The sequence below is a fragment of the Sphingobium sp. UBA5915 genome (assembly GCF_002431195.1).
GTDB lineage: Bacteria > Pseudomonadota > Alphaproteobacteria > Sphingomonadales > Sphingomonadaceae > Sphingobium > Sphingobium soli.
Genome location: NZ_DJDV01000040.1, coordinates 16,194 through 27,352, shown reverse-complemented (window position 1 = coordinate 27,352; position 11,159 = coordinate 16,194). Strand labels below are relative to the sequence as shown.

Annotated in this window: 9 protein-coding genes and 1 pseudogene; 5 read left to right on the top strand and 5 right to left on the bottom strand. The window is 61.6% G+C overall.

Annotated elements, in window-relative coordinates; translation table 11 throughout:
- From B2V90_RS05680 to B2V90_RS05670, 3 genes and pseudogenes are all read right to left on the bottom strand, one after another.
- Positions 1-609 (bottom strand): hypothetical protein (locus tag B2V90_RS05680; RefSeq protein WP_293920172.1); only part of this gene is annotated, 609 nt, incomplete at its 3' end.
- A 175-nt stretch (positions 610-784) separates the two neighbouring features.
- A pseudogene (locus tag B2V90_RS23120) lies at positions 785-1,054 on the bottom strand (BapA/Bap/LapF family prefix-like domain-containing protein); the annotation flags it as partial.
- A 371-nt stretch (positions 1,055-1,425) separates the two neighbouring features.
- Positions 1,426-2,412 (bottom strand): SDR family oxidoreductase, encoded by a 987-nt coding sequence (locus B2V90_RS05670; protein WP_228223153.1) that lies wholly within the window; start codon positions 2,410-2,412, stop codon positions 1,426-1,428.
- Here B2V90_RS05670 and B2V90_RS05665 point away from each other — a divergent pair.
- From B2V90_RS05665 to B2V90_RS05650, 4 genes are read left to right on the top strand one after another with little or no spacing between them, the layout of a single operon-like run.
- Positions 2,302-4,080, top strand: a complete 1,779-nt coding sequence (locus B2V90_RS05665; protein ID WP_349681208.1) for a GMC family oxidoreductase — start codon at positions 2,302-2,304, stop codon at positions 4,078-4,080. The genes B2V90_RS05670 and B2V90_RS05665 overlap by 111 nt on opposite strands.
- The gene (locus B2V90_RS05660; protein WP_228223154.1) at positions 4,077-4,535 is read left to right on the top strand and encodes a DoxX family protein; all 459 of its coding nucleotides are present in this window, start codon (positions 4,077-4,079) and stop codon (positions 4,533-4,535) included. Before B2V90_RS05665 ends, B2V90_RS05660 begins: the two co-directional genes overlap by 4 nt.
- Before the next feature lie 4 nt (positions 4,536-4,539).
- Positions 4,540-4,983, top strand: coding sequence for a cupin domain-containing protein (locus tag B2V90_RS05655; protein WP_228223155.1), 444 nt, complete (start codon positions 4,540-4,542; stop codon positions 4,981-4,983).
- Positions 4,980-5,783: a VOC family protein gene (locus tag B2V90_RS05650; protein ID WP_228223156.1), complete on the top strand. Its 804-nt coding sequence runs from the start codon at positions 4,980-4,982 to the stop codon at positions 5,781-5,783. Before B2V90_RS05655 ends, B2V90_RS05650 begins: the two co-directional genes overlap by 4 nt.
- On the opposite strand, the gene B2V90_RS05645 is transcribed toward B2V90_RS05650, so the two are convergent.
- Positions 5,784-7,559, bottom strand: coding sequence for a glycoside hydrolase family 15 protein (locus B2V90_RS05645; RefSeq protein ID WP_293920168.1), 1,776 nt, complete (start codon positions 7,557-7,559; stop codon positions 5,784-5,786).
- Positions 7,560-7,562: 3 nt separating this feature from the next.
- Positions 7,563-8,564, bottom strand: a complete 1,002-nt coding sequence (locus B2V90_RS05640) for an SMP-30/gluconolactonase/LRE family protein (protein ID WP_228221875.1) — start codon at positions 8,562-8,564, stop codon at positions 7,563-7,565.
- Positions 8,565-8,852: 288 nt separating this feature from the next.
- Here B2V90_RS05640 and B2V90_RS05635 point away from each other — a divergent pair, with 288 nt between their 5' ends.
- Positions 8,853-11,144, top strand: coding sequence for an FdhF/YdeP family oxidoreductase (locus tag B2V90_RS05635; protein WP_228221876.1), 2,292 nt, complete (start codon positions 8,853-8,855; stop codon positions 11,142-11,144).
- The last annotated feature ends 15 nt before the right edge of the window (positions 11,145-11,159 follow it).

The following is an 11,159-nucleotide window of genomic DNA, read 5'->3' as shown; positions in this document are numbered from 1 at the left end:
CATCGGCGTCCGCATCTGCGTCAGCATCCGCATCGGCGTCTGCATCAGCATCGGCATCAGCATCAGCATCAGCGTCAGCATCTGCATCAGCGTCGGCGTCAGCATCTGCATCTGCATCAGCGTCCGCGTCGGCATCCGCATCTGCATCAGCGTCGGCATCCGCGTCAGCGTCAGCATCTGCGTCGGCGTCTGCATCGGCGTCGGCATCAGCGTCTGCATCAGCATCAGCGTCTGCATCAGCGTCTGCGTCGGCATCAGCGTCTGCGTCTGCATCGGCGTCAGCATCAGCGTCTGCATCAGCATCAGCGTCTGCGTCAGCATCTGCATCAGCGTCGGCGTCAGCATCAGCATCAGCGTCTGCATCGGCGTCAGCATCCGCGTCTGCGTCGGCATCAGCGTCTGCGTCAGCATCTGCGTCAGCATCCGCATCTGCATCAGCGTCTGCGTCGGCATCAGCGTCTGCGTCAGCATCTGCATCAGCGTCGGCGTCAGCATCAGCGTCTGCATCGGCGTCAGCATCCGCGTCTGCGTCGGCATCAGCGTCTGCGTCAGCATCTGCATCAGCGTCCGCGTCGGCATCCGCATCTGCATCTGCATCGGCGTCAGCATCCGCATCGCCATCATCTGCCTCGTCGCCCCCGCCGCTGGTTGCGGCCGCGACGCCGGCGAGGCCCACGCCGCCCAGGATGGCGGGCAGGACCAGCGAAGATCCCGCTGCGCCGGCCGATCCGGCTGCACCGATCAGTTCGTCAAGGTCGTTCAGGAGGGAGAAGCGTGGAAAACGGCTGCTGGATTGGGCCAGCCACTGGGTGCCATCGGCTTCGCGCAGGATCAGATTGTTGTCGCGGCCATCAAAGCGTTCGTAGAAATCGGCTACGCGGATGACCTGACCATCGGCCAGTCGGACAAGCAAATCCTTCTCGGACTTTTCCAGTGCGACGACAGCATCGCGGCTCATGTCCAGGCGAACGATGCTCGCGCTATCCAGATCGATCGAATCCAGGGCGCTTTGCTCGACTGCCCCAGTAGCTTTATCGATGATGTCGGCCGCCATATCTGATCCCTCGTCCATCCTCCTGCATCTGCCAGCGACAAAATGTCGGGCAGATACGGCGCCTCGATTACTCGGCGCGCGATTATGCAGTGATAGAAGCGGCTTTTATCGTCGCGCGCTTCAAGGATTCCGGTTTCGGAGTCGATATTCAGGGCCTCAAGTTGAACCGCCCCTAAAGCCCGGGCGGGCTTTTCAAGCGATCGCCGCCCGATATGGCCGGATCACTTTCCGGCTTGGGTTCACGCGCTCACGGCGATCGTCTCGCCAAAGGGTGGCCTCCGCGACATGTCGTGCTCCAGGGTAATGCGACATGCCGGGCCGATCTGGACGACCATGACCGAGACCGGTCATGTCAACCGCATACCCGATGGTCAAATCACCCTTCTAACCGCGCGGTAAGCTACGTAGCCCAATCCCAGGGCAGCTGCCCCGAGCATGCCTGCCCGGTGGCGATCGGTGAAGAATTCGACGCTGCGTCGACGTGAACTGCTGTCAAATCGACCATGGGCTGCATAGTTGCCGGGCACCGGGTCGAACAAATTGGCTGGTGGATTCTCGGGCAGCGGGTCGTCGGTCAGCTGCCCGGAATAACCAGCCTTGGCGAGGTAGCGATCGATCAGGCCCGGTGCGATGCGATTGCCCAGAATCGCCTTTACTGTGGAAAAGCCCAGCCATATTTCACGCCGCTTGTGCGTGGCCGCGAAGAAGATCGCCCGTGCGGGCACTTCAGGTTCGAATATTGGCGCCACCGGTCGCGCCTTCTTGCCCATCTTGTTGAGCGCCCAATCAAACTGCGGTGTATTGACCGCGGGCAAGTCAACTGTGGTGAGATGCACGTCGATCTTGTCATGGATGATTTCGGACCGCAGCGAATCGGTGAAACCGCGAATTGCCGCCTTAGCGCCGCAATAGACCGACTGAAGCGGGACAGACCGGTAAGCCAGTGCAGAGCCGACGTTGACGATCGTGCCTTGGCGGTTCCGCATCCGCTTCAAGGCGCTCATCATGCCATGCACCTGCCCCAGATAAGTGACCCTCGTGCCACGCTCGACCTCTTCAGGCGTCAGCTTCGCGACCGGTGCGAAGACCGTCGCCATCGCGACGTTGACCCAGATATCGATCGGCCCCAGTTCGCGCTCGGCCTGGTCGGCTGCGGCCTCGACCGCTGCGGCATCGGCGACGTCGGTGGGTATCGGCAGGGCGCGCACACCATGGCGGCGCAGGTCTGCGGCTGCGCGTTCAAGCCGATGGGGATCGCGCGAAAGCAGAGCAACGTCATAGCCTTCGCTCGCGAATGTCTCGGCGGTGGCGCGGCCTACGCCGGCTCCGGCTCCGGTGATAACAACAACTTTGCTCATGCCGCACTCCTGATCGATCAAGATTGGGAACAGCATTGGATCGGTTGGGTTCCAGTTTGGCAGACGAGCTTCACCATGAAAGCGGTTCGGTCGATGGCTGAGAACACCCACTATGACGTGATCGTGATCGGCAGCGGTCCCGGCGGCGCAGCACTCGCCCAACGCCTCGCCCCTACCGGCAAGCATATCCTGATCCTGGAGCGCGGCGATTATCTTCCTCGTGAGGAGGCAAATTGGAATGCACGGGCCGTGTTCGTCGAAGGACGTTACCAAGCCGACGAGCATTGGGTGAACAAGGATGGCGACACCTTCGTGCCGCAACTCCACTACAATGTCGGCGGCAATTCGAAGGTCTATGGTGCCGCGCTGTTCCGGCTGCGTGAACGAGACTTTGACGAATTAGAGCATGCCGGTGGTGTTTCACCTGCATGGCCACTGTCATACACGGATCTCGCCCCCTGGTATGACGAGGCTGAGGCGCTGTTCCATGTTCACGGCCGCCGCGGCGAGGATCCGCTCGATCCCGGCACTACCGCTTACCCTTTCGTGCCGGTCCGGCACGAGCCCAAGGTACAGGCGCTGTCCGACAAGCTGACCGGCATCGGCCTCAACCCCTTCCACCTGCCACTTGGAATCCTGCTCGACCAGAAGGAGGACGGGTTCGCCACGCCCACCAGCCTGTGCATGCGGTGCTCCTACTTCGACGGCTTCCCGTGCCTGCTCAACGGCAAAGCGGATGCGCAGGTGATGTGCGTCGATCCGATGCTGCGCGACTATCCGAACGTGACGTTGCTGACGGGCGCCTATGTCGAACGTCTGGAAACTGACGCAAGCGGTCGCCGGGTCGAGTCCGTGGTGGTCGAGAGCAACGGGCGGGAGGAGCGCTATAACGCGGATATCGTCGTCGTCGCCTGCGGCTCGCTTTCCTCCGCGCTTCTGCTGCTGCGGTCCGCGAACGACCGCCATCCCAATGGCCTGGCGAATGGCTCCGATCAGGTCGGCCGCAATTACATGCGCCACGAGATGTCAATCGTCATGGCCGTCATGCGCCACGTGAACGAGACGGTGTTCCAGAAGACGCTCGCCCTCAGCGACTTCTACTTCGACAGCGGCGATCCGGACTATCCGCACCCACTCGGCCTGATCCAGATGTGCGCGACCAGCCACGCCGACCAGATCAAGGGCGAAGCACCGCTCGCCAGCGTGATGCAGCACCTGCCCGACATGCCGTTTGAGGAAATTGCGCGGCACTCGATGGACTTCTGGCTGCAGACCGAAGACCTCCCGCTTCCGGAGAACCGGGTCTATTACCAAGATGGAAAGGTCCATCTCGACCTCACTGAAACCAACGAGAAATCGCTTGATCGCTTGAAAGCGAAACTAAAGCAGGTCCTGTCTGAGATCGGCTGGCCAGCGATGCTCATCGAGCGCTCGCTTTATCTCGGCAAGGACATTCCGCTGTCGGGAACTGCGCACCAGGCGGGCACCTGCCGCTTCGGCACCGATCCCGCGACCTCGGTCCTCAATCTCGATTGCCGCGCGCATGAAGTCGACAATCTCTACGTCACCGACGCCAGTTTCTTTCCGTCGATTGGTGCCGTGAACCCCACGCTGACGATCATCGCCAACGCCTTGCGTGTCGCCAGCATCATAGAGGAACGGCTGTGAGTACCGCCGCCATCGCCGCGCTTATCGTGCGTTATGGCATCGTCATGCTGTTTCTGCCGTTTAGTGCGTTGGATAAGATCTTCTCGTTCGATCATGCGGTGCGCCAAGCGCAGCAGATGTTCTCGCCGCGCCCGCTGGCGATCACGATGCTGATGATCGGCCTGTCCATCGAGATTGTCTGTTCCGGCGCGATCGTGCTTGGCATTGCCGACCGTGCGGCGGCCTTCGTCGTTGCGGGCTACTGCGCCCTGACTGCGATCCTCTACAAGCAATTCTGGAAGCCGGGCGACTTTTTCGCTGATCCGGAGGGTAAGGGGCGCACTCTATTCTGGGATTTCCTCAAGAACCTGTCGCTCGGCGCCGGCTTCCTGCTCCTCATCATCGGCACCGATGGTTCCGGGCTCCAACCCTTTCTCGACGCGCCGTTCGCCTCCAGTCATCCTTACGGGAGATAACCTCATGTCCGATGCCGGCCCCAAGCCGTCCGTTCCCTATCAGCACCTCTACACCGACAAGGACGGTGTCAGCCGTTTTCGCGAATGTGCGCTGACCGACTATGAGCTGAAGGGCGTGGGCAACGCCGATCCACAGTGGAACGACAAGATGGAGCGCGGTGAGGCGACGGTAGTGTTCACCGTCCAACCGGTGGGCTGGGTCGGTGACTGGCATGAAAACCCGGCCCCGCAATGGATTGTGGTCCTGTCGGGCCGCTGGTGGATCGAAGCGATGGACGGCACCCGCATTGAGCAGGGGCCAGGCGAATTCTCCTTCGGTGGCGACCAGAATTGCGTCGAGAAGGACGGTAAGAAGGGGCATAGATCGGGCACGATCGGCGATGAGCCGTGCCGCCTGATGACAGTGCAGCTCTATCGCGATCCGGTCGGCCCCTGCCAGTTCACGTGACCTTCGCGCGGATCGCGGCGTTCCGCCTGGTGACGCAGCAGCTCGAGGCTTTGCTCGGCTTCTACGCTGCGCTGGGTTTCACGGTTCAGCCATCGCAGCCGATCGTGCAGGACGAGCTGGCAATGCTCGGCATTGACGGCTCGGGCACGCGCTGGCCGATGCGGCTGGGCGCAGCGGCCCTCGACATCGACTGCTACGACGTCGCGGGCCGGCCCTACCCCACTGGGGCAGATGCCGCCTCGATCTGCTTCCAGCATCTGGCGCTCGTCACCGATGACGCCGGGGCCGCTTGGGCGCGGGCGGCAGCCGCCGGAGCGACGCCGGTCAGCCGTGGCGGACCGGTGACGCTGCCGCCGTCATCGGGCGGTGTCACGGCGATCAAGTTCCGCGATCCGGAAGGGCATCCGCTGGAACTGCTTTGCTTCCCCGATACGGCCGATACGCACTGGCGCGGCAGCGGGATGCTGGGTGTGGACCATAGCGCTATCGTCGTCCGTAACCTCGCCGCAAGCAAGGCCTTCTATCTCGCTCATGGTCTGACGGCTGGCACGACGACGCTCAACCAGGGAGCTGCGCAGGCGGTCCTGGACGATTTGGAAGATCCCATCGCGGACGTCGTGGCGATGATGCCACAATTCGGCCGCTCGCACGTGGAGCTGCTGCACTATCGTCAGCCTGAAAACCCTGCATCCGCTCCGTATTCGGTCAACGACGTGGCAGCGACCCGTATCGTCTGGCGCGGCAACAACGCAGCGCTGCTGCGCGACCCCGACGGACATTTTCATCAGGTGGGCGGCTGACTATGCCGCGCCGCGCTGCACGACTGGACGCGACAGGAACAGCGCGCTGTTGACCACGCCCAGATGGGTCAGGGCCTGGGGCATGTTGCCGATCAGTCGCCTGGTCGGCACATGGAACTCCTCGCTCAACAAGCCAACGTCATTGCTGAGGCCGATCACCCGATCGAGCATGTTCGCCGCTTCCTCACGCCGCCCTTGCATCGCCATGCAGTCTGCCAGCCAGCAGGAACAGGCGAGAAATGCGCCCTCGTCATGACCATCGCCCCGTGCGGCCTTTCGCCGTACGAGCCCGCCTTCCACAAGCTCCCGCTCAACCGCCGCGATCGTGCTGACGATCCGGGGATCGTCTGCGGGTAGAAACCCGACGAGCGGTAGCAGCAGCAAGGACGCATCCAGCGCTTCGCCATCATATCGCTGCACGAAATGCCCACCGCTTGTGGAGAAGCCGCGTTCGCATACCGTCTGGTGAATATGCGCGCGAAGCCCCCGCATTCGCCCGATCAGTTCATCGGGTGCGGCCGCGCGCATGACATCGCTTTCGACAAAATGGTTGATGCCGACCCATGCCATCGCCTGTGAATAGGTATAGCAGCCAGGATCATCGCGGCTTTCCCATATGTCTGCGCCCGGTTTGTCCCACGCGCCTTCGAGATATTCGATGAGCGCGATTTCCACTGCTATGTCCCGCGATGTCCGTTCCACTCCGGCCCGTTCGCCGACATGAAAGCTGTCGATCAGTTCGCCATAGACATCCAACTGCGTCTGGTTCGACGCGGCATTGCCGACCAGGACCGGGCGGGCGCCGTCGTGACCGGACAACCATGTCGCTTCATATTCCGCCAACCGCCGACTACCATCGATCCGGTACATGATGCGCATGTCGGCAGGATCACCCGCGATGGCTCGCAGGATCCAGTCGCGCCAGCGCACCGCCTCTTCGCCAAAGCCGGCGTTCAGCAGTGCGGTCAGCGTGAAGGTCGCGTCGCGCAGCCAGCAATATCGATAGTCCCAGTTCATCGATCCGCCAGGCACCTCCGGCAATCCCATTGTCGGCGCCGCGACCAGGCCGCCTGTCCGCCGGTCGATCAACGCCTTGAGCGTCAGCAGCGAACGCTTGAGCGGCGCGCCCCAGCGCCGGGGCACGTCAAAGCGATCGATCCAATCGCGCCATGCCTTGTCAGTCTGCCGCAACAGCCGGGCGGCGTCGGGCTTCTTGGGCAAATCGGCGAACGAAGGCGCATAGGAAAGTGTGAAGACCAGTTTTTTCCCTGTCTTGACGGAAAATGTGGCATGCGCTCCCCCGTTTTCAACTTCCGTCTGACAAGGGGCATGCAGGACCAGCTGATGCGGTCCTGCATCCGCGCAGAGTCCGCCGTCGAACGGTCGCATCCATGGCGGCACCCGCCCATAATCAAATCGCGGCCTCAGCAGGCTCCCCATTTCGACCCTGCCGGACAAGCCCTCGACAATGCGCACGACCGTCGGTTCGCCATCATGCCACGGCATGAAGTCGGTGACGCGAACCCTGCCACCCTCGGTCGTGTAATCGGTCTCCAGGATCAGCGTGTCGCCGCGATAGCGTCTTTCAACTGCGGTTACATACCCTGTCGGTGCGATCTGCCAGCAGCCATTGGCTTGATCGCCCAGCATTGCCGCGAAGCACGCGTCGCTGTCGAAGCTGGGCAGGCACAGAAAATCGATGGACCCGTTAACGGCGACCATGGCTGCCGTGCGTCCATCGCCAATGAGGGCATAGTCAGAGATTGGTGACGCCAAAGGTCAGGCTTTCAGGTCAATGGCGAGCACGCGCGTGCTCGCCGCGATGAACAGGCGGCGGTGATCGCTACCGCCAAAGCACAAGTTGGACACCGTCGCATCGAGCGGGATGTGACCGAGCGGTTCTCCTGCTTCTGAATAGATATGGACGCCGTCGCCGGCACTCGCCCATAGCCAGCCGCGCTGATCGACTTTGAAGCCATCCGGATAGCCTTTATCGGTGCGACAGAAGCGTGTGGGCGCCCCCCATTTTCCCTCATGATCGGCGCAAAGGCGAAATACCTCGCGCCTTGACCCCGCCTTGAAGCCGGGTACTTCGCCCAAGGACACAGACGTGTCGGACACGTAGAGGACCCCACCTTCCGGCGAAAGCGCAACGCCGTTCGGCTGCTCGAAATCGGCTACGCGCGCGAGCGCAGACGTCTCGGGGTCGAAGCGATAGACGCTGCGATGATCGAGGGCCGGTCGGGCGAGCGCCCCCTGGCTGGGCATCGCGATGCCGAAGATGGGATCGGTAAACCAGATCGCCCCATCGGGCGCCACAGCCACATCATTGGGCGAATTGAGGCGCTTGCCCTCGAAATGGGTGACGATGGGTACGGGTACGCCGGATATGTCGGCATCTGATCGGCTGATGCAACGGCGACCATGTTCGCAATGCCATACCGAACCGTCTGCGGCGATGGCGTTGCCATTCATGAACCAGGTTGGTTCAAGGACAGTCTCAACACGGCCATCATCCTCATACCAGGCGTTCAGGCGTCTGTTGGGCACATCGGAGAACAGAAGGCGCCGGTGCGAGGCTTGCCATACCGGCCCCTCGGCATGAATTGCGCCCTCATGCAGGACCAGCATGGGAGCCTCTGACGATATCTGATACGCAAGCCTTGAATCAAGAATCTGGACGCCTTCGAAACTTTCATCCTGCGCGATGCCGCCGGGGCGCCGCAGCAGGCGTCCAGGCAGCAGATCGGGAGCGTGTCCGTCACTATATGGTTGATCCACGCAATCCTCCTTCTGCATCAGAACCATCCGCAGGCCTCTTCGTGCCATGGCTGGGCGATCACATGGGCTCGGTCCGTTTCAGGGTTCAATAGGAAGATTCAGGGAATCCCTTCCGCTCGGAATGACGGACGAGCCGATCGCGCGTTGCCGCATGCGTCCCGGGTGTCCGGCGAGCACAGCATGGGTAATTGGCATGTGTGGATAGGACTTTGCTCCTCAACGGGTTGCGCCCCGCGCCGCGAAATGTAACAAAACATTGCAGGGGGCGCCGCAAAACGAGACTGTTCCATGGCGCAAGATGACGACACAGTTCACTATGATGGGCCTTCCGGCGGATTTGGTTCGCTAAAGGGGGTCGCGCGCATCTTCGGCAAGGAGTGGGCGACGCCGATGGCGCTCGAAACATTGGCGCGGCAGAACAAGCCGGGCGGGTTCATGTGCGTTTCGTGCGCCTGGACCAAGCCCGAGCATCCCCATCCCGCCGAATTCTGCGAGAATGGCGCCAAGGCCACGCTGTGGGAGCTGACCACGCGAACATGCACGCCTGCTTTCTTTGAACAGCACAGCGTCACGGAACTTCGCCGATGGAGCGATTATGATCTCGAGCAAGCCGGCCGCCTCACGCACCCGATGCGCTACGACCGCGCCACCGATCATTATGTCTCCGTCAGTTGGGACGAGGCTTTTTCCGCGATAGGCGCTGAACTTCGTTCGCTGGACCCGAAATCGACCGTCTTCTACGCTTCCGGTCGCGCCAGTCTCGAAACATCCTATCTATATGCGCTCTTTGCCCGCTTGTACGGGCATAACAACCTGCCAGACAGTTCGAATATGTGTCACGAGACGACGTCTGTCGGGCTGAAGAAGGTGACGGGTTCGCCAGTCGGGACGTGCCAGCTCAAGGATTTCGACCTGTGCGATGCCATCTTCTTCTTCGGGCAGAATACGGGCACGAACAGTCCGCGCTTTCTCCACACGCTCAAGTCCGCTGTAGAGCGCGGCTGCAAGATCGTGACCTTCAACCCCGTGCGGGAAAAAGGGCTGCTGGAGTTTGTCGACCCGCAAAACCCCGTGCAGATGGTTACCCAAAAGCCGACGCAGATATCGTCTCTTTACTATCAGGTGAAGCCAGGGGGCGACATCGCCGCCATCATGGGAATGATCAAGCATGTCCTGGCCGTCGAGGATCGTCTCATGGCCGAGCAGCAACGGCATGTGATCGACCACGACTTCATCGAACAGCATACCCAGGGTTTTGAGGCGCTCGTGGAAAAGGTGCGGGCCACTGGCTGGGATGAGATTGAGCAGGAATCCGGCCTTAGTCGGGCCGACTTGGAGATAGCCGGACAGATATATTGCGACGCCGAAAAGGTCATTGGCATCTACGGCATGGGCGTCACCCAGCATGTCCACGGATCGCAGACGATCGGCATGCTCGTTAACCTGCTGTTGCTGCGCGGCAATATTGGGGTCGATGGCGCGGGAATATCGCCGGTTCGCGGGCATTCGAACGTCCAGGGGCAGCGCACGGTCGGCATCTCCGAAAAACCGGAGCTTGTGCCATATGACCGCCTCAGAGCCATTTTCGACTTCGAGCCGCCATCCGAAACAGGCGTCAACACGGTTGAAGCTTGCGAGGGCATGATCGACGGCAGCATAAAGGCATTCGTCGGGCTTGGCGGGAATTTCGTGCGCGCCATCCCGGAACGGGATAAGATGGAGGCGGCATGGACCAAAATGCGGCTTACCGTCCAGATCGCGACGAAGCTCAACCGCAGCCACCTCGTCAATGGAGAAATTGCCTATCTGCTTCCTTGCCTGGGCCGAACCGAGGAGGATATGCAGGCAAGCGGTCCCCAGGTCGTGACGATGGAGGATTCCTTGTCGATGATCCATGGATCTGTAGGGAAGCGCAAGCCCGCCAGTGAGCATCTGCTGTCGGAACTCGCGATCGTCGCAGGCATGGCCAAGGCCACGCTCCCGCCCAGACCGTCTGTTAAATGGGACGAGTGGGTCGCCGACTATTCCAAAGTCCGGGCCTTGATCGAGGCAACCTATCCGGAGAAGTTCAAGGATTTCGAAGCCCGTAAATTCACGCCGGGCGGCTTTTTCAAGGGCAATGCAGCCCGCGAACGGATATGGAAGACGCAGAGCGGCAAGGCGGAATTCACGACGCCCACCACGCTGACGAGCATGGGCGTGCCCGACAAGCCGGGGCGCTATCGCCTGATCACGATGCGATCCAATGATCAGTTCAATACGACCATTTATGGCTATTCGGACCGCCTTCGCGGCATTGAGGGCACGCGGGACGTCTTGTTGATGAGCCCTCGCGAAGTCCTTGCTGCGGGACTGAGCGAGGGGCAGATAGTCGGACTGGCAAGCGATGCGGATGACGGAGTTGAACGGCGGGTGGATGGCTTGACCGTGACGCCGTTCGACCTGCCCGACGGCTGCGTGGGCGCCTATTATCCGGAGATGAACCCGCTCATCCCGCTTTGGTATCACGACAAGCTGTCCAAGACGCCCGCTGCCAAGGGCGTCCCGGTGCGGATCGTCGTCGCTGACGACGCACCCTGACCAGCATGTCGGCAA